This is a genomic window from Bradyrhizobium sp. Pha-3, from assembly GCF_042258615.1.
In the GTDB taxonomy this organism is placed as follows: domain Bacteria; phylum Pseudomonadota; class Alphaproteobacteria; order Rhizobiales; family Xanthobacteraceae; genus Bradyrhizobium.
On record NZ_CP170152.1, the window covers coordinates 4639794 to 4663738 of the forward strand.

Annotated in this window: 25 protein-coding genes; 15 read left to right on the top strand and 10 right to left on the bottom strand. The window is 63.0% G+C overall.

Annotated features, from left to right (window positions below; all coding sequences use genetic code 11):
• The first annotated feature begins 29 nt into the window (after positions 1 to 29).
• Both ACE10Z_RS22080 and ACE10Z_RS22085 read left to right on the top strand, forming a co-directional pair.
• Positions 30 to 662, top strand: a complete 633-nt coding sequence (locus ACE10Z_RS22080) for a response regulator transcription factor (RefSeq protein WP_375789759.1) — start codon at positions 30 to 32, stop codon at positions 660 to 662.
• Positions 663 to 717: 55 nt separating this feature from the next.
• A complete protein-coding gene (locus ACE10Z_RS22085) occupies positions 718 to 1248 on the top strand; it encodes a response regulator transcription factor (RefSeq protein ID WP_375782651.1) in 531 nt (176 codons plus the stop codon).
• On the opposite strand, the gene ACE10Z_RS22090 is transcribed toward ACE10Z_RS22085, so the two are convergent.
• Together ACE10Z_RS22090 and ACE10Z_RS22095 are read right to left on the bottom strand one after the other, a co-directional pair.
• Positions 1230 to 1784, bottom strand: a complete 555-nt coding sequence (locus tag ACE10Z_RS22090; protein WP_375789895.1) for an invasion associated locus B family protein — start codon at positions 1782 to 1784, stop codon at positions 1230 to 1232. The genes ACE10Z_RS22085 and ACE10Z_RS22090 overlap by 19 nt on opposite strands.
• 61 nt (positions 1785 to 1845) lie before the next feature.
• Positions 1846 to 2733 (bottom strand): alpha/beta hydrolase family protein, encoded by an 888-nt coding sequence (locus tag ACE10Z_RS22095; protein WP_375789896.1) that lies wholly within the window; start codon positions 2731 to 2733, stop codon positions 1846 to 1848.
• 163 nt (positions 2734 to 2896) lie between these two features.
• On the opposite strand from ACE10Z_RS22095, the gene ACE10Z_RS22100 reads away from it, so the two are divergent.
• The 3 genes from ACE10Z_RS22100 (at position 2897) to ACE10Z_RS22110 (ending at position 8023) form a co-directional block, all read left to right on the top strand.
• Positions 2897 to 4591 carry a SulP family inorganic anion transporter gene (locus ACE10Z_RS22100; protein ID WP_375789897.1) on the top strand — a complete coding sequence of 565 codons (1695 nt, stop codon included), beginning with the start codon at positions 2897 to 2899 and terminating at the stop codon, positions 4589 to 4591.
• A 177-nt stretch (positions 4592 to 4768) separates the two neighbouring features.
• A complete protein-coding gene (locus ACE10Z_RS22105) occupies positions 4769 to 7519 on the top strand; it encodes a decarboxylase (protein WP_375782652.1) in 2751 nt (916 codons plus the stop codon).
• 69 nt (positions 7520 to 7588) lie between these two features.
• Positions 7589 to 8023 carry a hypothetical protein gene (locus ACE10Z_RS22110; protein WP_375782653.1) on the top strand — a complete coding sequence of 145 codons (435 nt, stop codon included), beginning with the start codon at positions 7589 to 7591 and terminating at the stop codon, positions 8021 to 8023.
• Between the two features lie 44 nt (positions 8024 to 8067).
• Here the strand turns inward: ACE10Z_RS22110 and ppk2 are convergent, their stop codons facing one another.
• Positions 8068 to 8868, bottom strand: coding sequence for a polyphosphate kinase 2 (ppk2, locus tag ACE10Z_RS22115; RefSeq protein ID WP_375782654.1), 801 nt, complete (start codon positions 8866 to 8868; stop codon positions 8068 to 8070).
• A gap of 25 nt (positions 8869 to 8893) precedes the next feature.
• Positions 8894 to 9346 (bottom strand): hypothetical protein, encoded by a 453-nt coding sequence (locus ACE10Z_RS22120; RefSeq protein ID WP_375782655.1) that lies wholly within the window; start codon positions 9344 to 9346, stop codon positions 8894 to 8896.
• 154 nt (positions 9347 to 9500) lie between these two features.
• On the opposite strand from ACE10Z_RS22120, the gene ACE10Z_RS22125 reads away from it, so the two are divergent.
• The 7 genes from ACE10Z_RS22125 to ACE10Z_RS22155 all read left to right on the top strand — a co-directional run bounded on the left by ACE10Z_RS22125 (position 9501) and on the right by ACE10Z_RS22155 (position 16344).
• Entirely contained in the window at positions 9501 to 9944 is a 444-nt protein-coding gene (locus ACE10Z_RS22125; RefSeq protein ID WP_375782656.1) for a hypothetical protein, read from the top strand.
• On the top strand, positions 9937 to 11169 hold the full coding sequence (locus ACE10Z_RS22130) for an HlyD family secretion protein (protein ID WP_375782657.1): 1233 nt from the start codon (positions 9937 to 9939) through the stop codon (positions 11167 to 11169). The genes ACE10Z_RS22125 and ACE10Z_RS22130 overlap by 8 nt, the downstream gene beginning before the upstream one ends.
• Before the next feature lie 24 nt (positions 11170 to 11193).
• On the top strand, positions 11194 to 11607 hold the full coding sequence (locus ACE10Z_RS22135) for a hypothetical protein (protein WP_375782658.1): 414 nt from the start codon (positions 11194 to 11196) through the stop codon (positions 11605 to 11607).
• A gap of 281 nt (positions 11608 to 11888) precedes the next feature.
• Entirely contained in the window at positions 11889 to 13187 is a 1299-nt protein-coding gene (locus ACE10Z_RS22140; protein WP_375782659.1) for a C4-dicarboxylate ABC transporter substrate-binding protein, read from the top strand.
• A gap of 87 nt (positions 13188 to 13274) precedes the next feature.
• A complete protein-coding gene (locus ACE10Z_RS22145) occupies positions 13275 to 14966 on the top strand; it encodes a DUF3300 domain-containing protein (RefSeq protein ID WP_375782660.1) in 1692 nt (563 codons plus the stop codon).
• A complete protein-coding gene (locus ACE10Z_RS22150) occupies positions 14963 to 15895 on the top strand; it encodes a DUF2950 domain-containing protein (RefSeq protein ID WP_375782661.1) in 933 nt (310 codons plus the stop codon). The genes ACE10Z_RS22145 and ACE10Z_RS22150 overlap by 4 nt, the downstream gene beginning before the upstream one ends.
• Positions 15896 to 15912: 17 nt before the next feature.
• Positions 15913 to 16344, top strand: coding sequence for a hypothetical protein (locus ACE10Z_RS22155; protein ID WP_375782662.1), 432 nt, complete (start codon positions 15913 to 15915; stop codon positions 16342 to 16344).
• Positions 16345 to 16501: 157 nt separating this feature from the next.
• Here the strand turns inward: ACE10Z_RS22155 and ACE10Z_RS22160 are convergent, their stop codons facing one another.
• The gene (locus ACE10Z_RS22160; protein ID WP_375782663.1) at positions 16502 to 17014 is read right to left on the bottom strand and encodes a MarR family winged helix-turn-helix transcriptional regulator; all 513 of its coding nucleotides are present in this window, start codon (positions 17012 to 17014) and stop codon (positions 16502 to 16504) included.
• A gap of 452 nt (positions 17015 to 17466) precedes the next feature.
• On the opposite strand from ACE10Z_RS22160, the gene ACE10Z_RS22165 reads away from it, so the two are divergent.
• Positions 17467 to 19002, top strand: a complete 1536-nt coding sequence (locus ACE10Z_RS22165) for a porin (RefSeq protein ID WP_375782664.1) — start codon at positions 17467 to 17469, stop codon at positions 19000 to 19002.
• 407 nt (positions 19003 to 19409) lie between these two features.
• Positions 19410 to 19622 (top strand): hypothetical protein, encoded by a 213-nt coding sequence (locus tag ACE10Z_RS22170; RefSeq protein ID WP_375782665.1) that lies wholly within the window; start codon positions 19410 to 19412, stop codon positions 19620 to 19622.
• 144 nt (positions 19623 to 19766) lie between these two features.
• Here ACE10Z_RS22170 and ACE10Z_RS22175 read toward each other — a convergent pair whose 3' ends face one another.
• The gene (locus ACE10Z_RS22175; protein ID WP_375782666.1) at positions 19767 to 19904 is read right to left on the bottom strand and encodes a hypothetical protein; all 138 of its coding nucleotides are present in this window, start codon (positions 19902 to 19904) and stop codon (positions 19767 to 19769) included.
• Complete coding sequence (locus ACE10Z_RS22180) at positions 19901 to 20119, bottom strand: hypothetical protein (protein WP_375782667.1); 219 nt, start codon at positions 20117 to 20119, stop codon at positions 19901 to 19903. The genes ACE10Z_RS22175 and ACE10Z_RS22180 overlap by 4 nt, the downstream gene beginning before the upstream one ends.
• 18 nt (positions 20120 to 20137) lie before the next feature.
• Between ACE10Z_RS22180 and ACE10Z_RS22185 the strand changes: the two genes are divergently transcribed.
• Entirely contained in the window at positions 20138 to 21100 is a 963-nt protein-coding gene (locus ACE10Z_RS22185) for an SDR family oxidoreductase (RefSeq protein ID WP_375782668.1), read from the top strand.
• Positions 21101 to 21173: 73 nt separating this feature from the next.
• Here the strand turns inward: ACE10Z_RS22185 and ACE10Z_RS22190 are convergent, their stop codons facing one another.
• The 3 genes from ACE10Z_RS22190 to ACE10Z_RS22200 all read right to left on the bottom strand — a co-directional run bounded on the left by ACE10Z_RS22190 (position 21174) and on the right by ACE10Z_RS22200 (position 23890).
• Positions 21174 to 21641, bottom strand: a complete 468-nt coding sequence (locus ACE10Z_RS22190) for a GcrA family cell cycle regulator (RefSeq protein ID WP_375782669.1) — start codon at positions 21639 to 21641, stop codon at positions 21174 to 21176.
• A gap of 48 nt (positions 21642 to 21689) precedes the next feature.
• On the bottom strand, positions 21690 to 21890 hold the full coding sequence (locus tag ACE10Z_RS22195; protein WP_016844973.1) for a hypothetical protein: 201 nt from the start codon (positions 21888 to 21890) through the stop codon (positions 21690 to 21692).
• A 173-nt stretch (positions 21891 to 22063) separates the two neighbouring features.
• Entirely contained in the window at positions 22064 to 23890 is a 1827-nt protein-coding gene (locus ACE10Z_RS22200; RefSeq protein WP_375782670.1) for an AMP-binding protein, read from the bottom strand.
• Positions 23891 to 23945: the final 55 nt, after the last annotated feature.

Sequence of the window (23945 nt, forward strand, 5' to 3'; positions counted from 1 at the left end):
TTGTCGTCGGTTGTGTAGGGGAGAGGGTAATGCACGCTTACGTGCATATTGTCGACGACGACGCCTCGTTTCGCACCGCACTTGAGCGCAGGCTCAAGCTCGCCGGCTACCGTGTTGCGACCTACGCATCGGCCCGGCAACTGCTCGAGCAATTGCCTGACGACGAAGATGCCGGCTGTATCGTGCTGGACGTGCGCATTCCCGGAATGAGTGGTCCGGAGCTGCAGATGCGCCTCAACGAGCTGCAATCGACGCTTCCGATCGTATTTCTCACCGGACATGCCGACACGGCGACGACCGTGCAGGCGATCAAGGCCGGAGCCGAGGATTTCCTGACCAAGCCGATCGCGTCGGAGCAACTGATCGAGGCAATCAATCGCGCCGTCGCGCGGCACGAGTTGGTCCGCAGCCAGCGAACCAGGCTCGACTCACTCCGCGCGCTGCTGGCAAGGTTGACCCCGCGCGAGCGGCAGGTGTTCGATCTGATTGTGCGCGGTCGGATCAACAAGCAGATCGCCTATGAGCTCGGCACGACGGAACGCACGATCAAGGCGCATCGTCACCAGGTCATGGAGAAGATGCAGGTGCAGTCGCTTGCCGAGTTGGTCTCGATCGCCGAGCGGCTCGGCGCGCGCGAGCTTGACGGCGCGGTCAAGGGGTGATCCGCCGCGGGCGCGGCTGGGGCCGTCCTGTCCCATGGTACAATATGAAAGCCTTGTGACGGCGCTTATCTCCAATAATGGCCGCGACGGTGTCGCGCCGATCGAGGTTCAGTGTCCTGCATCGGGACACGGACGTCGGGTCGCGGGTCAAGATTTGGCGCCGAGGTGGAGGTTTCAGAATTTGCCGATCCCGAAGATTGTTTTCGTTGTGGACGATAACCCCTCCATGCTCCGGGGAATCGGACGGCTGCTTCGGGAATATGGATTTGCATCCAGATTATTCGAGACCGGAACTGCTTTGCTAAGTGACGGTGGCCTCGATGCCGCGCTGTGTCTGATCCTGGACATCAATCTCAGCGATGGCTCAGGGATCGAATTGCGGCATCGCCTGGCGGATCAGGGCATCGAGGTCCCGGTCATTTACATCACCGGAAATGACAACCCGGCGACACGCATGGCCGCAATGGCATCGGGATGCGTGGCCTATCTGACCAAGCCGTTCACGGCAAAGTCGCTGATGCAGCCGATCGAACAATTGCTGGCTGGCGCAGCGACCGCGGGTCTCGATCACTCGTCGATGGCTTGATCGAGCGTCAGCGCGGGTGCTCCCTTGCGGACGGTCGCAAAGTGGTCGAGCGGCACCGATGTCGTCACCGTCAGAATGCTGGTATCGACCACCTCTATCGAGAGCATCTTTCCGCCATCCATTTCCTCGAGCAGCTTGGGATCGGCAACATCGGCGGCGATGCACATGTTGGTCACGCACCAGGTATAGGGCAGGCGATGGACCTGCTGCTGGTCGACCGACAGCTTGACCCCGGCCTGCAGGTACATCCCGACCGGCAGGAATAGCTGGAGACGGGCGGTGCCGTCTTCGCGCTCGATCAGATCGAAGCGAACGGCCGTCTGGCCGGTCCCGAGGGTGCCGGTGATCGTCGTCCGGCACAATGTCTTGGCGCCGGCAGCATTGAAACAAAGCTTGCGCCAATCGCCAAATTTGACGTCTCGCGCCACGCGTGCGCCCCGCGAGGCGACCTCGGCGCCGTCCTTGACCGCAGCGGGCGGCGAGGGCGTCTGTTGACTGTGCGCCGCACCGATGCTGACCGCGAACAGCACCAACATCGCCAAGGCACTATGCAAGGCACCATATCGGACCATGGATGCTCCTCCAGCGAGATTGCGCCTAGCGCTCCTTGTCCAGAAATCGTTCGACCAATGGCGACCAGATGGGAATGGCATCGGGAGAGCCGATCAGGAAATGCCCTTCGTTGCCGAACGGCGGCAATAGATGGTACTCAGCCCGGCCGCCGGCGCGCGTGAACGCCTCGTGCATTCGCTTCGACAGGGCTGGGCCGAAGAATGTGTCGTTTTCGATGTAAAGCCACAGCATGGGCACCCGCGACGTGTTGCCAAACACGCCGGTCGCTTCGACCAGTCGGTCGGGGCCGCAATTGTTGTTGGGCTTGCCATCGACACGGCCGCCGCGGCCCGCCGCGAAGGTGATGATGGCCTTGACCTGCGGCGGATTGAGGCTCGACAGCGCGATCGCTGCCCAGCCGCCTGCCGACTGTCCGACGACGATGACGTCTTTCGGCAAGGTGCGCTTTTCGGCGACCATGTAGTCGATGATCCAGAGATCGACTTGCGCGACGGCGAGACCCGGATCGAGGAAATTAGGATTGGTGCATTTCCCGACCTTGGAGAAGAACGGGCCATAAAGACCGCGTTCGGGAATATCAATGGCGGCCGCGCCATAGCCGGTACCGACAGGCGCGACGACGAGATAGCCACGCCGTGCAAACCACATCGCGGCATCGCGAAATTCGACCAGCGGGAAGAAGCTGCGGTCCCTGGCGTTCAGCGACACGCCATGATTCATGATGAGCAGCGGGAAGGGACCGTCGCCTACGGGGCGGACCAAGTAGGCGAACATTGGTAGCGGGAGCGGCAACGCCCAGATCTCTTCCTGGATGCGCGGGGATGCGCCCTGATCATCGGAGCGTGCTGCAGCGGTCAGGCCAAGCACCAGAACGGCTGCGGTTACGAGGGTCCGTAAGCGGTGCTGACGCATGCCATGCGCTCCAGCGGTTGTCCGGCAAATGTGCAGGTCAGGACAATCAAGCCGAGCAAGGTAAGAAGCACATCGCCGGCAACGAGGCTTGATCTGAGTCAACGAGCATCGGGCCCTCTGGCGCGACCACGAGCGACCAATGCAGCTTCGAACGGCGGGCTTGATGTCGATCCAGGGGGAGACGAGTTGGATGCGCCGGTTTCCTCCGGCGAACTGGCTCGCCGGCTACCGCGCCTCCTGGCTTGGCGGCGATGCCATCGCCGGGGTCACGCTGGCCGCCTACGCCATACCGGTGTCGCTGGCCTATGCGGGCCTCGCCGGCCTGCCGCCGCAGGTCGGCATCTACGGCTATCTGCTTGGCGGCGTCGGGTATGCGTTGTTGGGCTCATCCCGGCAACTCGCGGTCGGACCGACCTCGGCGATCTCGCTGATGATCGCCGGCGCCGTCGGCATGCTCGCCGGCGGCGACGCCACGCGTTACGGACAGATCGTCAGCGTCGTTGCCTTCAGCGTCGCGGTGCTCTGCCTGATTGCCTGGCTGTTCAGGCTCAGCCTGCTGGTGCGGTTGATCAGCGACAGCATTCTGGTGGGCTTCAAGGCCGGGGCGGGGCTCACCATCATCATGAGCCAGCTGCCGAGCCTGTTCGGCGTGGCAGGCGGCGGCCACAATTTTTTCGACCGCGCGATCAAGCTTGCCGGTCAACTGGGCGATACCCGGCCGCTGGTGCTCGGCATTGGTGTGGCTGCGACCGTGCTGCTCCTGCTCGGCGAGCGCAGACTGCCGGGAAAGCCCGTTGGGCTTGCCGTGGTCGCGCTCTCGATCCTCACGGTCTCCGTCCTTGGGCTTGCAGAAATGGGACTGCCGGTGACCGGAACGATCCCGACCGGGTTGCCGAGCCTTGCGCTGCCCACGTTCGGCTTGCTCGAATTTGACGATCTGTTTCCCATCGCCGCCGGATGCCTTGTGCTGGCTTACGTGGAAGGCGTGTCCGCCGCGCGAAGCTTCGCGGCCAAGCACGGTTATGCGCTGGATGTCCGGCAGGAGTTTCTGGGGCTCGGCGCGGCCAATCTCGCTGCAGCCTTGGGACATGGCTATCCTGTCGCCGGCGGGCTGTCGCAGTCGGCCGTCAATGACGCAGCCGGCGCGCGAACGCCGCTGGCTCTCGTGTTCTGTTCGGCAACCCTTGCCCTCTGCCTGCTGTTTTTCACGGGTCTCCTGACCAATCTGCCGAAGACCGTGCTTGCCGCGATCGTCTTTTCGGCGGTCTACAAACTGGTCGATATTCCGGCGCTCGCCCGAATGTGGCGGATCAGCCGGATCGATTTCTATGCCGCGGTCATCGCTCTCGTCTCCGTGCTGTTCCTTGGGATTTTGCAGGGCGTGCTGCTGGCGGCCGTCGCCTCGATCTTCCTGCTGCTGTTGCGTGCGTCCCAGCCCAATGTCGCGTTTCTTGGGCGTCTCCCTGGCAGCGGCCGCTATTCCGACCGGGCGCGCCATGACGACGTGGAGCCGTTAACCGGGATCGTCGCCTTCCGCCCCGAAACCTCGCTGCTTTACGTCAATGCCGAGACGATCTTCGAAACGGTGCTGGCCGCCCTGCGGACGTCCCCCAACGTCAAGCTGGTGGCCTGCGACCTGTCGGCCTCGCCGTTCATCGACCTGGCGGGGTCGCGGATGCTGCACGATCTCCACCAGGAGCTCGCATCACGCGGCATCAAATTCTGCATCGTCGGCGCGCACGCGCAGTTGCGCGAGCTCCTTCAGGCCGATGGCCTTGCCGACAAGACCGACAGCGGAGACTGGATGCGTACGCTCGACAACGTATTGAGCAACCGAGAGCCGCAGCCAAACGGCTAACGTGTGCGGCTTTGCGGACCGTTCCCCGACATTCGAGCCTTGTTGCATCGCAAGGCAGGGCGCTCACTCGGCAGCTACGAGACTTGTCTCATCCGGCTGCGGCTTGACTTGGATCAAACCGCGCGGTGGGCACCGTTCCTAGAATCGGAGAACCAGCGCCAAAATCGGGAGATATCGATGGCCAACGACGCGAAGCCGGCACAGCAGCGCATTGACCAGTTCTTCTCCGGACCCGGCGGACGCGCCGACAATTGGCGCGATCTGGTCGAGGCGGCAAAGCGGTGGAGCGGCGGCGGCGACCGTGCGCCGTATGACGCGGCGCTGTCGGCGCTTGCGGTCACGGAGGAGTTTCACGGCTACCCCGGCCTGCGCTTGATGACGGCGTTGAAGGAAGCCGCGGCGGCGGGGGACGCCGCCACCTCGCATATGCTTTCGTCGCGGATCGCGCAGGCACTTCAGACAAAATCCTTCCGCCAGCATGCCGGTGACTGGAGCACGCAGGACGACGGCAATGGCGACGTTCCCGATCTGCTGCCGCCAACTCTCGGGCAGTCGGCGGCGCGCCGTCCTTACTTCGAGACCCTGATCGTGACCGGGGTGCCGGCCAGCAACTGGCCGGGACTCCTGGCGGAATGGCGCAGGCTGCGGCGTCCGGTCGACGCCTTCATCTATGAGCCCGTGGTGGTGGGCAGTCTCGAGGACGCCTTCTGCGCGGCGATGCTAAATCCCAACATTGCGGCGGTGGTGATCAACGAAGGTTTTGGATTGCGCTCGCACCACGATGCGCCCGTGCTTCGTGCCATGACTGCCGCCATGGGGCTCAAAGAAGAGTCCGATGCATCCGCGCTGCGGCTGGCTCACATCCTGAAGCGGATCCGCCCCGAGCTTGATCTCTACCTGATGTCCAATCGCGACGTCGAGGAGTTGGCCGGCAATCCCGAGGCCGACGTGGTGCGGCGGGTGTTCTACTCGGTCGAGGATATCCTCGAATTGCACCTTTCAATCCTGGAAGGCGTACAGGATCGCTTCGACACACCGTTCTTCGACAATCTGAAGAAATACGCGCAGCGGCCGATCGGGACCTTCCATGCGCTGCCGATCGCGCGGGGCAAGTCGGTGTTCAAGTCCGACTGGATCCGCGACATGGGTGAATTCTACGGGCTGAATCTGTTCCTTGCCGAGAGCAGCGCCACCACCGGCGGCCTCGACAGCATGCTGGAGCCGACCGGCAACATCAAGAAGGCGCAGGAGAAGGCCGCGCGCGCACTCGGCGCAGATCGCGTCTACTTCGTGACCAACGGCACCTCGACCTCCAACAAGATGGCGGTGCAGGCGCTGCTGGGTCCCGGCGACATCGCTATCGTCGATCGCAACTGCCACAAGTCGCACCATTACGGCATGGTGCTGGCTGGCGCGCAGCCGCTCTACGTCGAGGCATTCCCGATGACGGAATACTCGATGTACGGCGCGGTGCCCCTGAAGACGATCAAGCAGGCGCTTCTGAACGCGAAAGCCGATGGCCGGCTCGACCGGGTCAAGATGATCGATCTGACCAATTGTACCTTCGATGGCCACATCTACAACACACGGCGGGTGATGGAGGAATGCCTCGCGATCAAGCCCGACCTGATCTTCCTCTGGGACGAGGCCTGGTTCGGCTTCGCGCGGTTCTCGCCATTCCTGAGGCGGCGAACCGCGATGGGTGCGGCGAACGAGATCGAAGCCTGGATGCGCGATCCGAAGTCGGTTGCGGCCTATGAGAAGCAGCAGGCCGAACTCGGCAAGAGCCCGTCGGACGAGGTACTGCTCAAGACCAGACTCATCCCCGATCCCCGTCAGATCCGGTTGCGGGTCTACCAGACCAATTCGACGCACAAATCGATGTCGGCGATCCGGCAGGGCTCGATGCTGGCCGTCAAGGACATCGAATTCCACACCGTCGAGGCGCAGTTCAAGGAAGCCGTGTTCACGCACGCATCGACCAGTCCGAACCAGCAGCTGATCGCGAGCCTCGACGTCTCGCGCCGCCAGATGGAGCTCGAGGGTTATGGACTGGTGGCCAATGCCATGGAGATTGCGTTCGCCATCCGCAATGCGGTCAATACCAATCCGCTGATTTCCCGGTATTTCCGCGTTCTGGGTGCGGATGCGATGGTCCCCAAGGAATATCGCCAGAGCGGGTTCACCGACTATCTGGCGGCCGGCACCAACTGGGCGAGCGCGCTGAAGAGCCTGAACGACGACGAGTTCTGCCTCGATCCGACCCGCATGACGCTGGTCTGCGGCACGGCCGGATACGATGGAACGCAGTTCAAGGGCCTGCTCGCCAGCCGCTACAACATCCAGGTCAACAAGACCTCGCGCAACTCGGTCCTGATCCAGTCCAACATCAACAATACCCGGAGCGACGTCGCGCATCTTGTCCGGGTCCTGGCCGAAATCTCCGGCGAAATCGATCGGGGCCTGGCCAAAGGCGGAGCGAACGCCAGGGGCGATTTCGACGCGCGGGTCAACAGCCTGATGAAGGACGTGCCAGACCTGCCGAACTTCTCGCATTTCCACGAGACTTATCGCGGCGATGCCGGCACCAGGACGAACGAGGGCGACATCCGGAGCGGATTCTATTCAGCCTATGATGCCGCTGGATGCGAATACATTCGCCTGAACGATCCCGAGATCGACAGGCGCCTGAAGAACGGGCCCGCGCTCGTCTCCGCGAGCTTCGTGATCCCGTATCCGCCGGGCTTCCCGATCATGGTTCCTGGCCAGGTCATCACGCAGGAGACGATCGACTTCATGCGTAAGCTCGATGTGAAGGAGATCCATGGCTATGACGCGGCCGAGGGCCTGAAGCTCGTGACGACCGACGCTCTCGCCAGGATGGGCAAGCCGAAGGCGTCAGCGCCGAAGCTCAAGGCTGCATCGTAGGAGAACGAGATATCGCAAGGCGATCCTTGCGCCACATGTCGTAACGCAACCGGGTCCTGGAGGGACACTATGAGGAAAGTGGGTTTGATCGGAGCTCTTGCTGCGCTGGTGACTGGATTGGTCACCCTCAGCACGCCGTCGCTGGCTGAAACCGGCGCGGTGGCCGTTATCTTCACCAAGGGCGGATTCATCGTTGGTGTCGGAGGCGGCGAGGGCGTCTTGACCCTGCGCGGCAAGCATTATCCGTTCACCGTGTCGGGCATGAGCGTCGGCTTCACGATCGGCGCCTCGACCACCAAGCTTGTCGGGCGCGCCATCAATCTCAGAGGGCCCGCCTCGATCGAAGGCTCCTACAGTGCCGCAGGCGCCGGCGGGGCAATTGCCGCGGGCGCCGGCGGGGTGCAACTGCAGAATGCCAATGGCGTGATCCTGCAGCTCAGCGGACCGAAGGTCGGCGCCGAAGTCTCGGCCGCCGTGGGCGGTGTCACTATCCGCTTGAAATAGGTAGGAAGGACCCGGGCTGCGCATCCGGCGCGGCCTGGGCCTTTTCAGTAGCGCTCCTCGACGAACTTCATCCCGCGCAGACCGGCCTGGTCGTTATAACGACCCTTATTGGAGCGGGACGGCAGCTTGACCTTGTCGCGCTTGACCCGTCCGTGAGGAATTGTCTTGAGCAGGAACGAGATGCAGTTCAACCGCGCCCGCCGCTTGTCGTCGGAGCGGATGACGTGCCAGGGCGCGTGCTTCGAGCTCGTCGCCTTGAACATCAGGTCGCGCGCACGGGAGTAGTCGTACCAGCGTCGGTAGGATTCCGTGTCCATCGGGCTCAGTTTCCATTGCCGGAGCGGATCGTCGATCCTTGCCCTGAAGCGCCGTTCCTGCTCCTCCATTCCGACTTCGAGCCAAACCTTGATCAGGATGATGCCGCCCTCGATGATGTATTGCTCCATCTGCGGGCAAAGCGAGAGGAACCGCTTGTGCTCCGCCGGCGTACAGAATCCCATCACATATTCGACGCCTGCGCGATTGTACCAGCTGCGATCGAAGATGACGATTTCGCCGGCGGCCGGAAACTGCTGCATGTAGCGCTGGATGAAGAGCTGGGACTTCTCACGATCGGATGGCGCGGGCAGCGCGACCACGCGAAACACGCGCGGGCTGACCTTCTCGGTCAGGGCCTTGATGGTCCCGCCCTTGCCGGCCGCATCGCGCCCCTCGAACAGGATGATGACCCTGAGCTTGTTCGCTCTCACCCATTCCTGCAGTTGGCAGAGCTGGACCTGCAGCTTGTACAGCTCTTCCTCGTACTGTTTGCGTTTCATCTTTCCGGAGGAATTTTCCTTCGCCATTGATACCCGTCCATCGTTTGAGCGGTCAGCCCCATGCAATGACAATGCCGATGTCGCCGGGCATGCCGCCGGGGTATTCAACGACCTGGTATCGGATGCTGTAGCCGCGCGGTTGCAGGTAATCCGCCCAGAGCTGGTATATTTCCTTCGGTATGCCGGTCAGGGTCTTTTCCCAGCCCACCTCCATCTGATTGATGGCCCGCCCCTTGTCGGTGCACAGCGTGTTGGGGAAGCGGTAGACCTGCACTTCGGTCAGCCCGTTGCGTACCGCGCGCTGAATCACCGTGGAGGCCAGCTTGACCTTCTCGTCCTCGCTGAGTCCGGACGGCTTGCTCAACCGCTCGATCAGGGCGCGCTTCTCGGCCTCCACAGCCGCCGCGCGCTTGGCATGCTCCTCGGCCTTTTCCGCTTCCTTGAGCGAGGCCTGCTTCTGGATCTCGTGCGCATTCGGGATCAGGTCATCAATTTTGTCTCGCATGGCTGGGTCTCCTAAGCCCAAGCTTCGACGTTGCCTCAAACGGTAGGAGCGAGCCAACCGGCTTCCTTGATCCAGATCAAGCAAGCTGCATGGTGGAAATGCACGGTGCGAGGCACGGCTGCGAGGCGCCAGGCGCCCGGACGGGAGATGAAATTTGAGCGAACAGATGCATCCGGCAGCCCCCCATCATCTGCCGTTCTTCATTCCCGGCGCCGACGGGTCCGACACCCTGATGGTGGTGATGGGCATTTTCCTTGTCGCTACGGTCCTATGGGTTGGCACCCTTTACTGGAAGCTGCACAGCCTGCCGGAGCGCATGGCGCACAAGTCCCAGAAACTTCAGTTTGAGATCGTCGCCGTCCTCGGCCTGATATCGCTCTTCACCCACATGCATATCTTCTGGGTCGCCGGCTTGCTGCTGGCGCTCATCGATCTGCCGGATTTCGGCACGCCGATGCGTAGCATCGCGGACTCCGTCGAGCGTATAGCCGACGCCACGCCGGGCGCGCCCGCGGCCGAACCGGAAGCCGAATCCGGGCCTGCCGGCAGTCCCGACGCCCGCACGCCCGCGAAGCAGGAGGTGCACAACCATGCTTGAGCTCATGATCTGCTCGCTGGTGACGATCCTGCCGGATTACCTCTACCGCCGCTATCGGCAAGGCAAGCGGTTCGGCAAGGAGATCACGTTCTTCTCTGTCTGGTACGAGCTGAGATGGGGGATCACCGGCTGTCTGATGCTCACGATCTCCCTGATCACGATGATCTTCTACTTCCATCCCTCGACAACCTCCGCGGCGATCTACTTCAGGACCGTGCCGATCCTGCCCGAAGGTTCCGGCCGCGTCGTCGAGGTCAATGTCGACTTCGCCGCGCCGGTGAAGAAGGGCGATGTTCTGTTCCGGCTCGATAGTTCGAAGCAAGAGGCTGCGCTCGAGACCGCCAAGCGAAAGATCGCCGAGGTGGATGCGTCGCTGATCTCGGCGCAGGCCGATGTCGTCAAGGCGGACGCTCAGATCGGGGAGGCGAAAGCCTCATTGCAGCAGGCCAAGGACGAACTCGATGTGAAGAGCGAATTGCAGCGCCGCAACCCCGGCATTGTGCCGCAACGGGAGATCGAGAAGCTGCAGGTCCTGGTTGATCAGCGGCAGTCCGGCGTCGATGCGGCCAGCGCCGCCAAGGAATCGGCGGCGTTGCGCGTCTCCACACTCCTGCCGGCCGAGAAGGCGAGCGCCGAGGCCGCGCAGGCGCAGGCCCAGGTGGATCTCGACAAGACGTTCGTCCGTGCCGGCGTCGATGGCCGCGTCGAGCAATTCCTCGTTCGCCCCGGGGACCTCGTCGCGCAGATCATGCGGCCGGCCGGAGTCCTGATACCGGACGAAGCGGGCCGCAACAGGTTGCAGGCAGGGTTCGGGCAGATCGAGGCCCAGGTGATGAAGCCGGGCATGGTTGCGGAAGCCACGTGTATGTCGAAACCCTGGGTGATCATTCCGCTGGTCGTCACCAGCGTGCAGGATTTCATCGCCGCCGGCCAGTTTCGGGCCAGTGAGGTGTTGATCGACCCGCAGAACCTGCAAAAGCCGGGTTCGATCCTCGTGTTTCTTGAGCCGCTCTACAAGGACGGCCTTGATGGCGTGACACCGGGCAGCAGTTGCATCGTCAATGCCTACACCAGCAACCATGACGTGATTGCCGATCCGAAAACCGGCGCGTTGAAGGGGTTTGCCCTCCATGCCGTCGACGCGACCGCACTCGTTCATGCAATGCTGCTTCGGATCCAGGCTCTGCTGCTGCCGATCCAGACGCTGGTGCTCAGTGGTCACTGACAGGCGCGAACAGGGAGACTGCAGATGAAGCCGGACGGCAAGCTTCGCGCAATCGTGGTGGCGGGCATGATCTTCGCACTGCCGGATCATGCGCTCGCGTTCGATCTCGCCGGCGCCTGGGCCACGAGCGCGAACCAATGCGGCAAGGTGTTCGCCCGCAAGGGCAGGGCGAACCAGGTCACGTTCACGAATTTCTCCGGGGTCTATGGCGGCGGCTTCATCGCAGAGGCCGATCGCCTGAGGGGCAAGTTCGAGAACTGCAAGATCAAATCGCGCAAGGATGACAGCAAGGACATCAATATCATCGTGGGTTGCGCTTCGGGGATCATGGTGTCCAACGTGCAGTTCTTCCTCAAGGTCGTCGACGACGACACCATCACGCGCGAGTTTCCGGGTATCGAGGGGATGCAGGTCTCCTATCATCGCTGCAAACTCTAGTGTGCTGAATGCGAAGTTCGTGCGATTTCGCGGCAGCCGCTTTCACGAACTTCGCATTCATAAAGCACACTAGAATCATAAGTTTGCTAGTGTCCTTATCGAATCCGAAGTTCGCTCCGAAGGTGCGGCGAATGATACGAACTTCGGATTCGGGACACTAGCGGCATGCAGCCTTTGACCAAATTCTGCTGCCCGATATATTGAGCGTTGTGAAGCAGAATCCGGTCAACGCCGGATTGACCGAGTAGCGCGCCGTGGATCCGAGCAATTTGCCAAGGTCGTTGCGCATCGCCCTGGTCGCCGGGCTCGTGCTGATGCTCGGGGGTGCCGCTTTGTTGGCCTATCGCTGGTATCTTCAGCCGACAACGCTCACGGTCGCCGTCGGTTCGCTTGATGGCGAGGCGAACAAGCTCGTTTCGGCGATCGCCGGCAAGCTCACGGAGTCGAAGGCGACGGTCCGGATTCGCCTGGTCCAGACCACGGGGCCGCTCGAGTCTGCCGCTGAGTTCGCGTCCGGAAAGGTCGATCTTGCGGTGGTGCGTGGTGATGTCGGCGACCTGTCGCAGGCCCAGGCCGTGATCGTGCTGGCCCATGCCGCCGTGCTGATCGTTGCTCCGCCTGGGGCTTCGATATCCGACGTGACGGAGCTGAAGCGCGCCACGCTCGGCGTGATCGGGTTCGACACCAATCAGAAGCTGATCAAGGTGTTGTCGGACGAGTACGATCTGGCGCGCGCAGGCGTGACGTTCAAGCCGCTTCTGCCTTCGGACGCGCGCCGGGCGCTGGAAACCAAGGAAGTCCGCGCCATCCTGCTCGTGATTCCTCTGACCGAGAAATACCTGTCCCTTCTGCGGGGCGTTCTCCCGCACACATCGCGAGCCGGCCCCGCGATGATTGCCATCGAGTCCGCGGGCGCGATCGCTGAAAAGGAGCGCGCTTACGAAAGCTTTGACGTGCCCAAGGGGACATTGCGGGGCGCACCGCCAATTCCCCCCGACGACCTGACGACGCTGCGGACCTCATTCTACCTGGTGGCGCAGAAGAAGCTTGGCAACGACCTGATAGGCGACCTGACCCAGTCGATCATGACCGCACGGCACGATCTGCTTGCTGAATTGCCCGGGCTGGCGCAGATCGTGACGCCCGACACCGATGCAGATGCCTACATCCCCGTACATCCGGGCGCGGCCGCGTTCTACGAGGGGACCCGCGAGAGCTTTCTCGATCAATGGGGAAATGCGATTTTCCTGGCGCCGATGATCGCGGGGGGCCTTGCGTCGGTGCTCGCCGCCGCCTGGAAATTTCTCCGGCCGGCCGAGATACCGAGCCGCCAGGAAGCGCTCGACATGCTTTATGCGCTGGGACCTCGGATCCGGGCGGCCGAGCATGTGCCGGAGCTGGAAGAGATCGAGCGCGAAATTGACCAGGTGCTGCGGACGCAGCGCAGCCAGCCCGTCGGAGACGACAACAGCGAGCGTGCCGTCACCGCGGTGAACGTTGCGGCCCATCGGCTCGAAAGTCTGATCCACGATCGCCGTGCCCATCTTGCGTCGCGGCAAGCGGGCCAGGTCGGAAGCTGAGCGAACCAGCGCATTCCTTGATCTCGATCAAAGGGCGGACGTGGCCCGTGGCCGATTCTGTCGACCGTCGTGTCAATGGAGGTGGCCATGTTCCGTTGGGGCAAGACCCTGTTTGCGATTGCGCTGATGTCGGTAACGCCAGTTGCCGCATTGGCGCAGACTGCCGACAAGCCGCCGGCGCAGGCCAGCCAGCCAGCCGCGGCAACAGCGCAGCCGGCCGATCAGCTCCTGAAGCCCGAGCAGCTGGAAGCCCTGGTGGCGCCGATTGCCCTTTATCCGGACTCGCTGCTGGCAAATGTGCTGGCGGCTTCGACCTACCCGCTCGAGGTCGTCCAGGCCGATCGCTGGCTGAAGGAGCGCAAGAGCCTGAAAGGGGACGCGCTCAAGGCGGAGGTCGACAAGCAGGCCTGGGATGACAGCGTGAAGGCACTCGCAAGCACCGCCGACGTGCTGTCGATGATGAGCGACAAGATCGATTGGACAAAGAATCTGGGCGACGCCGTGCTGGCCCAACAGGCCGACGTCATGGACGCGATCCAGCGGCTGCGCAGCAAGGCGCAGGCGAACAACAAGCTGGTGACGACCAAGCAGCAGAAGGTCAGCGTCCAGACCCAGGAGAACAAGCAGGTCATTGTCATCGAGCAGACCGATCCGAACACGATCTACGTACCCTATTACGATCCAGCCACGGTCTACGGCACGTGGCCATACGCTTCGTACCCGCCGTACTATTTCGGCTATCCGTCCTATATCGGTGCGGGCGTGATCGCGGCGGGTCTTGCCTTCGGTGCCGGATGGGCGATCGGGCGCTGGGGCAATTATTGGGGCGGCGGCTGCAACTGGGGCAATCGCAACGTCTATGTGAACCAATTCAACAGAACCAACAATATTGCGAACGGCTGGCAGCACAATTCCGCGCATCGCGGGGGCGTTCGCTACAACAACAGCAGCGTCCAGCAGCGCTTCGGCGGCAACAACAATCGTGCCGGCGTCAGCGACCGGATGAATTATCGCGGCCGCGACGGTCAGCAGGTTCTCAATCCGGGTGGCGATCGCGCGGGTGGCGCAGATCGAGGAGACCGGGCAGGAGACCGCGGCGGCGATCGCGCCGGAGACCGTGCGGGTGATCGCGCTGGAGATCGTGGAGGAGATCGCGCCAGAGGTGGCGACCGCGCCGGTGCGGGCGATCGTGCCAAAGGTGGCGACCGCGCCGGTGCCGGCAACAAGGCCAAGGGCGGCGGCGATCGCGCAAAGGCCGCCAACCGTGGCAGTGCCGGTAACCGCGCCGCTGCGGCTAATCGCGGTGGCGGCAGTCGTGGCGGTGCCATGAACGTGTCGTCCGGACGGGCAGCTGCGGCGGCATCGGCGCGCGGGCGATCGAGCATGGCCAGCATGCCGCGCGGTGGCGGCGCGAGTTTCGCCGGCCGTGGTGGTGGCGGCGGAGGTGGCGGCTTCCGAGGCGGCGGAGGAGGTGGTGGCTTCCGCGGCGGCGGTGGCGGCGGACGGCGTTCCGATATTGCGCTCAAGCACGATATCGAGTTGCTCGGATATCTCGCCAACGGCCTCGGCTACTATCGCTTCAGCTATCTCGGCAGCAGAAAGGCCTATGTCGGGGTGATGGCGCAGGAAGTCGAGCAAGTGATGCCGGCGGCGGTGACGCGCGGCGCCGACGGTTATCTCAGGGTCTATTACGACAAGCTCGGGCTCAAATTCCGCAGCTACCACGACTGGCTTGCTGCCGGTGCGACGATTCCATCTCCGTCGGAGGCTTCACGATGACAGGCACTTCGTACTTGCGATTGAATCGCCTCGCTTGGATCGGCATCACGACGGCAGCGGCATTCGCCTTGCTACTCTCTCCCGTTCGCGCCCAGCAGGGCTTCCCCAATCCCGAAGATGCGGCGACCGCCCTAGTGACCGCCGTCAAGGCCGGCACGAGCAAGGCCATGCTGAAAGTATTGGGCCGCGATGCTGCCGATATCATCGAGTCCGGCGACGATGTCGCTGACGCCAATGCGCGAGAGCGCTTCCTTTCGGCCTACGACGCCAGGCATTCGATCAAGGCCGACGGCAACAAGAAAGCCATCCTGATTCTGGGGCCGGACGATTTCCCGTTCCCGATTCCCCTCGTCAACAACAACGACGATTGGAGCTTTGACACGGCTGCGGGGCGCCGCGAAATCCTCTATCGCAGGATTGGTCGCAACGAGCTTGCTGCGATCCAGACTAGTCTTGCGTATGTCGACGCGCAGAATGAATATGCCGAGAAGGATCGCGGCGAGGGGGTGGGCACCTATGCCCAACGTATCGTCAGCAGGCCGGGCAAGACCGACGGGTTGTTCTGGCGCGACGACAAGGACCCGAGTCCGCTCGGCGAGCTGGCGGCCCAGGCCGCGGCGGAAGGCTACAAGGTCGGCGAGCAGGCCGAACCCTACCACGGATACTACTATCGCATCCTGAAGGCGCAGGGCTCCGATGCCCCGGGCGGCGCGCTGAACTATGTCGTGAAGGGCAAGATGATCGGCGGATTTGCACTGGTCGCCTGGCCTGCCGAGTACGGCAATTCCGGGGTCATGACCTTTCTGGTCAATCACGCAGGCACTGTCTATCAGAAGGATTTCGGCCCACGCACCGATTTCCTCGCCAAGCGGATGATCGTTTTCGATCCGGATCACACCTGGAAGAAAGTCGACCCTACAAATCCTTGAGCGAAGAGGGGGCTGCAATGATGCGAGGCATCCGTCCCGTCATACTGGCGCTTGTCGCGATGGTTCTGCTCGTCGCGCCGTGCTTCGCTCAGGCCACCGGCCACGTCCAGGTCAAGTTCGCGAAGGCGGCGCTCGTCGTGGGTGGCGGCGGCGGGAGCGGCACGCTCATCTACCGCGGGCGGCACTATCGGTTCATCGTGTCCGGCTTCAGCCTCGGCGTAAGCGCGGGCGCATCGGTGACCTGGCTGGAAGGCACCGCCTCAGGCATCAGGGAAGTCAACGATTTCGCCGGCAGCTATACGCTGGTCGGGGGAGGCGGCGCGTGGGCCGCCGGCGTCGGCGGTGTGAGTATGCGAAATGAACGTGGTGTCCTGCTTACGCTCAAAGGGCCGAAAGCGGGGCTGGAATTTGCCGCAAATCTGGGCGGGTTGACGATCTCGCTGCAGTGAACGCGAACCGAGATTTCGGAGCGAAATCTAAGATTCACCTCGCTTACGACTGATAAGGTTTGGCTGCAGAGCTTATCAGTCGCCAAATCCGATATTCTCGATCTTGGAATTGATCCGTCTCGAGCGCAAAGCGGCCTGCGACCCGATGCGGCAATGGTCAGGTCTCGAAATCCATCGCGGCAATCAGGCACGCCTTTTCCAGGCGGTTGTTGAGCATCGTAAGCTTGGCCGTGAACTCGGCCAGTTCAGGCTCGCTGAATTCTTCGAACACGGTCTTCTTGAACGCCTTGTGCTGGTCGGAGAGGCCCGCCAGATGCTTTCGGGTCTTGTCGGTCAGCGACAGCCGGACCACGCGCGCATCGGCCGGAGAGGGCGCACGGCGCAGCAGCTCCTTCTGCTCGAGCAGCTTGGACTGCGTGGTTACGAACGACGGATCGACATGCAGCAGCTTTGACACCACGTTGATCGGCACGCCGTCATCCTTGTCGAGGTCCGAGATCGCAATCAGGATCATCCATTGCGGGCCGCTGACGCCAAGCGCCTTGCCCCAGAGCTGGCGGACCCGTTCGAGATGGGAGTTGATCGACGATATCTCGAGCGTAAAGCGTTTGATGATGTCGAGATGCTCGATGGCGCGCAGACGCGCCGGATCCTTCCTGGTCACTGACACCGCTTCCCCTTCCCTAGGTGCCGACTCAGCTTTGTGCTGATTTGTTTCTTGATTTTCTGCGCCGGCGGACGTTTTTTCTAGCAAGTCGCGCAGGAAGGCAAGTGAACGTAAAGCAATTATGATGCGTATGTGACGGTTCAGCTGTTTGGGGTGCGACAAATTTGCCCATTCGCATAAGGGGCTTAAGGCGAGCGTTGCCGGCGAGACACAGTGTGGCCGCATTCGCATTCCTGACTTTATAAACTATTTTGTTTGGCGAACTCGCCCATGCATATTGACCCCGGCGGTAGGGGAATCTCGATCGTCCCGTTGCGGTGATCGTTCAAGTCCGTCGCACTCACAGATTGATCTGAGGGTGCGAGGTTTGGGGAAAACGGTCTTGGACAATGCGGGAGGATCACGGGGCGCTCGCGACCCGGACTCTACGCATATGAGCAACTTGGAGGTTTAATATGAAATTGGCGAAGAGCCTTATTCTGGGCTCGGCCGCTGCGCTGGTCGCGGTCGGCGGGGCACAGGCAGCCGATCTTCCCGTTAAGGCCAAAGCGGTCGAATACGTGAAGGTTTGCTCCCTTTATGGTCCGGGCTTCTACTACATCCCCGGCACCGACACCTGCATCAAGCTGGGCGGTTACGTTCGTGCCGACGTCGTGGTGAACGGCAATAGCGTGTACGGCCCGAACTACAACGGCGCCAGCGGCGCCAACAACCGCTTCACCAACGGCTACACCTGGCGTTCGCGTGAAGACTTCAACATCGACACCCGCACCGCGACCGAGTACGGCGTGGTCCGCACCTACTTCGACGCGGTGTTCACCTGGACCTCGGACACCTACACCGGTCAGGGCAACGGCACGTCGGTCTACTCGGCGATCGGCAGCGCTGCGGCGCCGAACAATGCTAGCTCTGGTGGCGTTGCCGCCGGTACGGTCGGCGTCTACTACGCCTTCATCCAGTTCGCCGGCTTCACCATGGGTAAGGCGGTCTCGCAGTTCGCTGCTCCCTGGAACGGTTATCCGGGCAACAACTACGACGGTCTCGTCGGCGGCGTGAGCACCACCAACGGCATCAACCAGTTCACCTACACCGCACAGTTCGGCAACGGCGTGTCGCTGGCCCTGTCGGCGCAGGACCAGGTTGCGTACATGCAGGCTGGCGTGAACAACCTCGGCGTCGGTGGCGCCTACGGCTCGAGCGACTACGCTGGCACCGTCGCGCCGGACTTCGTCGCTTCGCTCAAGGTCGACCAGGCTTGGGGTATCTTCCAGGCATCGATCGCGGCGCATGACAACCACGCTGCTTACTATGGCGGCACCGAGTTGACCGGTCATCCGGACGACAAGTGGGGCTGGGCTGGTGCACTGGCCCTGTCGATCAAGAACATCCCGACCGGACCTGGCGACACCATCAACATCCAGGGCGTCTACACGGACGGCGCGACCCGTTACAACGTCCAGGAACTGGCCAGCCAGGCCAGCTCGATTGCGATCTATGGCGGTTCGAGCCTCCCGGGTGTGTACGGCAGCGTCGGCTTCGGCACCGCGCCTGACACGGTGTTTGGCCCCGGCGGCCAGCAGCAGACCGTCAAGACCTGGGGTATGCGCGGTGCGTACACCCACAACTGGGATCCCTATTGGAACACCAGCTTGTACGGTGCTTACGCCGCTATCATGTACAACGACACGGCCAAGTCGCTCATCTGCGGCGTGGGTGGCGTGGGTGGCACCTTCCGTGCTGCGTTCGCCGGTGGCGCTGGCGTCACGAGCTGCAACCCCGACTACAGCATCGGGCAGATCGGCGTGATCACCCGTTGGACCCCGGTCAAGAACCTGACCTTCTCGGCCGACGTGACCTACTCGCACCTCGATCAGAAGTATGCCGGCACGATCACCACCTCGTCGACTGGTATCGGCAAGCCGGTCGCGACCTACGAGCTGAAGAATCAGGACACTGTCCAGATGCTCTTCCGCGCTCAGCGCAACTGGTAATACCGGTCGATCTGATCACGTCCTACAGAACCCCGGCAGGCAACTGCCGGGGTTTTTTCTTCGGCTGGAATAGGTAGCGGAAGGTTGGCTGCGTCATTTCGGTCCAAGCGAACAACGAAGACGTGCCATGCGATTCATTCGCGGCAAATTTATTTACTTACCTGATCTACTAAACTATATACGTGGCGGCCAACACATTGAATGATGGCTCTTGGCTCATGCTAAGCCTCCCAAACCTCCGGCAATGCCCTGCCGGAGGTTTTTGATTCAAGGCGGGGGCTGCCGCCGACGATCGTGACACGCGTGGCCGTCGCAAACAGCAGCTCACAGGCAGGGCCGACACCGTCCCATCGATTCGATGTGGTCAAGATTTGACGGAATCGATCCGCAGTGCATTCTCGTCACTCATGGGACGCTTCAAGAACAGCCGCCTGGCTCGAATGAGCAGCGGCCACTACTGCTTGATCCGGGATCTCGGGCTGGTGAAGGGCGGCAAGGGATTGCGGCATCATGAGGTGGTCATCGACTTCTCGTGGCGCGGCCTGCTGAAGCTTGTCTTGAGCGTTGCCACCGGCGTTCTGCGGCGGCGCGCGCCTGTGCGGATCGAGACGGCCGAATAGCGCGGAGCCGTCCCGCGCTCCGACCTGGCGTTCACGGGGGTCGCGGACAAGCGTTCGAGATCGAGCGACATTATCTCGGCATCTGAGAGCGCGCATGCGACGACGATGCATTGTGGCACGCTGCTTCTGCGCTTGTCGATCTGATCAGCGGGAGCTGTCGGCACAAGCGCCGTCGCGCGGCTTCGGCGGTGTGACCTCGACGGCAGCGGCCGCAGCGGAAATGCCGGCCGCGACCGCCATCAGCGTCGTTGCGATCAATCTGTTCAGGATCTGCACGATCATTGTCTCCGCTTGCCGATGTCCGATTGTTCGCTGCGCGGAATGATTTCGTTGCAGCGCCGGCAGCCTTGATCTGCTGCTGGCGGCACACTTGCGCGTAATGGGTGGGCGCCGTTGCTGCGCGACAATTCGGTGATGTAGAGTGCCGCCGCCAAGCGGCCGGGACTGCGATCCACGCTCCAGCCGAAACCAAGAACAAGCAGGGCAAGAAGAATCAAGGAAGGAACGGATCTCACATGAAGGATTTTGCCGGAAAGATTGCCGTCATCACCGGTGGCGGCACGGGCATGGGGCGCGAGCTGGCGCGGCAGCTCGTTGCTGAAGGATGCAATGTCGCGATGTGCGACGTCTCGGCCGAGGCGATGGCCGAGACCAAGCGGCTCTGCGAGGTCGAGAAGCTGCCGCAGGGCCTGCGCATCACCACCCACGTTGCCGACGTCTCGATCGAGGATCACTACAAGCGGTTTCGCGATGAGCTGGTCGAGCAGCAGGCGACCGACAAGATCCATTTGCTGTTCAACAACGCCGGCATCGGCGGCGGCGGCAGCCTGTTCACCAACACGCGCGAGCAGTGGGAACGCACTTTCAATATCTGCTGGGGCGGCGTCTATCTCGGCGTCCGCACCTTCCTGCCGCTGCTGGTGAAGGCCGACGAGGCGCACATCGTCAACACCTCGAGCGTCAACGGCTTCTGGGCGTCGGTCGGCATGGGCGTGTCGCACACCGCCTACAGCGCGGCGAAGTTCGCGGTGAAGGGATTCACCGAGGCGATGATCAACGATCTCCGGCTCAACGCGCCGCATGTCAAATGCTCCGTCGTGATGCCGGGTCACATCGGCACCTCGATCGTGTCGAACTCGCGCAAGGTGCAGAATGGCGCCGACCAGCTCAATCCCGACGAGCTCAGGCAGGCCCGCCAGCGTCTGCAAGGGCAGGGCATCGACGTCGCCGGGATGTCGGATGCCGACATCCAGCAGCTCGCGCTCGACCGCGCCCGCATCTTCCACGACGAGGCACCGACCTCTGCAGCCGCCGCTGCCAAAATCATCCTCAACGGCGTGAAGGCCGATCGCTGGCGCATCCTGGTCGGCGACGACGCGCATCTGCTCGACGAGCGCGTGCGCAAGACCCCGGAGCAGGCCTATACGCCGGAGTTCTACCAGGGCATCGTGGCGGCGACCGGCTGGAAGGTCGGGTGATCAGCGGTCCGGTTCTGATGGATCAGAGCCGGACCTGCTTCCCGTTTCGACGCGGTGTGCGTCGCGCGAAACGCTACCCGCGCATCGCGCGCTGGCGTGATCCCGCCTGATAGGCGAGGCGGTAATGCCCGGAGCAATAGGGCATGCCGCCGAGCGGCGTGTTGCCGCAAAAGCAGAAATCATCGGCGCCCGGCGTGCTGATCGGCCAGCGGCAACGTTGTTCGCTCAGTTCGAACAGCGAGCAGTTGTTGGCGCTGACGATCGGCGCATCGTCGGGCACTTGTTCATAGACCGCCTGAAGCAACCTGAGCTGCTGCTTCGCGGTCGCCCGTTGTGCGGCGTGGGCGTTGGATTTCTTCCGCCTGGCCCGGCGTTCGTCCGGCGTCGTGCGCGTGAGGTTCAGCCGTGACAGCTTGCCGATCACCGCATTGCGGCTGACGCCGATATTGACGGCGATGTCGCGGCAGGAGAGGCCGGCTTCAAAGTAGATCTTGAGTTGGTCGACGCGCTCCGGCGTCCAGGTCGGCTCGATGGTAATCATTCTGACGGTTCCACGTTCTGTTGAACCGCCGCGCCGACGCACACGCCGTCAAGGCGTGCGGCCGTTGTCGCGGATTGCAAGCAACCCGTCCTTGATGGCGAGCCGAATGCCTTCCTCGATCAATGTCCGTGCGACGCCCGGGACGCTCGTGCCGTGGGTGCCCTGTCTCACCAGCTTCTCGAGGTAACCAATGGTCGAGAGCGCCAATGTGACCGGGACGCGGTCGGTTTCGGCCTTTTCTGTAGCCATGAGAAAACGCTTAACCCCGAATGCAGGTACTGAAAAGTATCTATTTAGAGTCTATTTAGGAATATGACGGTCCGTCAAGCCAAGAGCCGCAAAACTGGACGCGCACGTTCGCGCGCGCCGGAAGCTGGTTCCGGCGCGGCGCTGCGGTCAAATTAGCTAGATGAATGAGTGGGTTAGGATCGTAACTCGACCTTGACTGGGAACTTCTTGAGAAGCCGCTCAGCCGTTTCGGCCTTGTCCGCAGGCGCGCTCACACTCAGGTACAGCCCGCGGGACGGGTCTGTGATGGCCTCGACACTGACCTCGCCGGACAAGCCTTCCCGAGCCAGCAACTCGCGCGCGGCCTCGCCGGCGGCGATCTCGCGCAGCTTCGGCTTGAAGATCTTGCCGACCGGCGTGACCGGCATCTCCGGAATCACCGACACCACGCGCGGCCGCGCCGGCGGCTCCAGGATGTTGTCCTGCACGAAGGCGGCGAGCGCGTTCGGATCGATATGGGCGCCGGGCTGCGCCGAGACGAACAGCATCGGCACTTCGCCGGCATAGCTGTCGGGACGCCCGACGGCCGCGGCCAGCGCCACGCCGGGAAACCCTAGCGCGGCATCCTCGATCGCCCGGGGGTCGATGTTGTGGCCGCCGCGGATGATGACGTCCTTGGCACGACCCAGGATGTAGACGAAGCCGTCGGCGTCGATCCGGCAGATGTCACCGGTGCGCAGCCAGCCGTCGCGGAACGCCTCTTCGGTCTGCTTCTTGTCGACGTAGCCGGCGAACACCTGCGGACCCCTGGTCAGGAGCTCGCCGACCGGCGAGGGCCACGGCCCGGTGTGCAGCTTGCCGCCGTCCAGGATCGCGAGCTCGACCAGCGGATTGCGGGTGCCGACGCTCTCGGCGCGCGGCTTCACGCCGTGTACGTCATGGGTGATGGCGCCGGCGAGCTCGGTCATACCGTAGAGCTGCTGGATGCAGGCGCCGCCCCAGGTCGCGAGATAACGCCGTTCGATTTCCGGTGGGCAGATCGAGGCGCCGGTGGCGGTGACGCGCAGGGTCGAGATGTCGCTCTCCGCGACCGGGATGTCTGCCAGCGCCCCGAGCGTGGTCGGCACGTTGCCGGAGATGTTGACGCGGTATTTCTCGACGATCTTCCAGAAATGCGTGATCAGTGACGGATCGCGGGCGCCGGCCGGGCCGGGGATGAAGATCGTCGTGCCGGCGGAAAGGCAATTGGCCGTGGTGCAGAACAGGCCTCCGACATGGAACAGCGGCATCGTGATCATTGCGCGCTCGCCGCGATGGAAATCGAGTGCCATGCGCGAGGACACGGTGGAGGCCACCATCGCGCGGTTGGTGAGCCGCGCCACCTTGGGATGACCTGTGGTGCCGCCGGTCGGCAGCATCACCGCGACACGGTCGGCCTCGCTCATGTCCTTCGACTTGCCGTAGTCGTCGCGCCACGCAGGATCGGGCTGCAGCACCTCGCCGTCGAACGCGATGCTGCCGTCGAGCGGCACGATCACGATGTGTTTGAGCGACGGCACCTCGCGCTGCAACCCTTCGACCCGCTCATAGAGCCCGCCCGGCATGCCCGGCGGCGGCGCCAGCAACAGTTTTGCGTTGATCGCGTTGAGCTGCGCGACGATCGCCTCGCGTGTGAACAGCAGGTTGAGCGGCTCGGCGACACCGCAGGCAGCCGCGCCGAAGATCGCGACCACGGTCGCGGGGCAGGCCGGGAGCAGGACGGCGACCGCGTCGTCCTTGCCGATGCCCTGGCCGCGGAAATAGTTTTCGGCCGCCTTGATGCAACCCATCAGATGATCGTTCGAGATCACGACCGGGTTGGGATCGAGCGGCGAGCGCAGATAGATCGCGGCTTCGGCGTCCGGCGCGCCCTGCGGACCACGGGCAATGAGATCGAGGATGCGCGGGCAGGCGGCGAGCGTCTCCTGCATCTCCTTGTCGCGCGCAGCCTCGTCGGCTGGCGAAAGCCTGTCCTTCAGCATATCCGTCCCCGTCCATTTTTGTTCGTTGGGAGGAGGATTGTATCGAGCCGCGCTC

What these genes read in the sequence shown, in the direction of transcription:
- ACE10Z_RS22080 (WP_375789759.1), top strand. Translation starts at nt 30, where the DNA reads ATGCACGCTTACGTGCATATTGTCGACGACGACGCCTCGTTTCGCACC.
- ACE10Z_RS22090 (WP_375789895.1), bottom strand. Translation starts at nt 1,784, where the DNA reads ATGTTGGTGCTGTTCGCGGTCAGCATCGGTGCGGCGCACAGTCAACAG.
- ACE10Z_RS22095 (WP_375789896.1), bottom strand. Translation starts at nt 2,733, where the DNA reads ATGCGTCAGCACCGCTTACGGACCCTCGTAACCGCAGCCGTTCTGGTG.
- ACE10Z_RS22100 (WP_375789897.1), top strand. Translation starts at nt 2,897, where the DNA reads ATGTCGATCCAGGGGGAGACGAGTTGGATGCGCCGGTTTCCTCCGGCG.
- ACE10Z_RS22105 (WP_375782652.1), top strand. Translation starts at nt 4,769, where the DNA reads ATGGCCAACGACGCGAAGCCGGCACAGCAGCGCATTGACCAGTTCTTC.
- ACE10Z_RS22110 (WP_375782653.1), top strand. Translation starts at nt 7,589, where the DNA reads ATGAGGAAAGTGGGTTTGATCGGAGCTCTTGCTGCGCTGGTGACTGGA.
- ppk2 (WP_375782654.1), bottom strand. Translation starts at nt 8,868, where the DNA reads ATGGCGAAGGAAAATTCCTCCGGAAAGATGAAACGCAAACAGTACGAG.
- ACE10Z_RS22120 (WP_375782655.1), bottom strand. Translation starts at nt 9,346, where the DNA reads ATGCGAGACAAAATTGATGACCTGATCCCGAATGCGCACGAGATCCAG.
- ACE10Z_RS22130 (WP_375782657.1), top strand. Translation starts at nt 9,937, where the DNA reads ATGCTTGAGCTCATGATCTGCTCGCTGGTGACGATCCTGCCGGATTAC.
- ACE10Z_RS22135 (WP_375782658.1), top strand. Translation starts at nt 11,194, where the DNA reads ATGAAGCCGGACGGCAAGCTTCGCGCAATCGTGGTGGCGGGCATGATC.
- ACE10Z_RS22145 (WP_375782660.1), top strand. Translation starts at nt 13,275, where the DNA reads ATGTTCCGTTGGGGCAAGACCCTGTTTGCGATTGCGCTGATGTCGGTA.
- ACE10Z_RS22150 (WP_375782661.1), top strand. Translation starts at nt 14,963, where the DNA reads ATGACAGGCACTTCGTACTTGCGATTGAATCGCCTCGCTTGGATCGGC.
- ACE10Z_RS22155 (WP_375782662.1), top strand. Translation starts at nt 15,913, where the DNA reads ATGATGCGAGGCATCCGTCCCGTCATACTGGCGCTTGTCGCGATGGTT.
- ACE10Z_RS22165 (WP_375782664.1), top strand. Translation starts at nt 17,467, where the DNA reads ATGAAATTGGCGAAGAGCCTTATTCTGGGCTCGGCCGCTGCGCTGGTC.
- ACE10Z_RS22170 (WP_375782665.1), top strand. Translation starts at nt 19,410, where the DNA reads ATGGGACGCTTCAAGAACAGCCGCCTGGCTCGAATGAGCAGCGGCCAC.
- ACE10Z_RS22175 (WP_375782666.1), bottom strand. Translation starts at nt 19,904, where the DNA reads ATGATCGTGCAGATCCTGAACAGATTGATCGCAACGACGCTGATGGCG.
- ACE10Z_RS22185 (WP_375782668.1), top strand. Translation starts at nt 20,138, where the DNA reads ATGAAGGATTTTGCCGGAAAGATTGCCGTCATCACCGGTGGCGGCACG.
- ACE10Z_RS22190 (WP_375782669.1), bottom strand. Translation starts at nt 21,641, where the DNA reads ATGATTACCATCGAGCCGACCTGGACGCCGGAGCGCGTCGACCAACTC.
- ACE10Z_RS22195 (WP_016844973.1), bottom strand. Translation starts at nt 21,890, where the DNA reads ATGGCTACAGAAAAGGCCGAAACCGACCGCGTCCCGGTCACATTGGCG.
- ACE10Z_RS22200 (WP_375782670.1), bottom strand. Translation starts at nt 23,890, where the DNA reads ATGCTGAAGGACAGGCTTTCGCCAGCCGACGAGGCTGCGCGCGACAAG.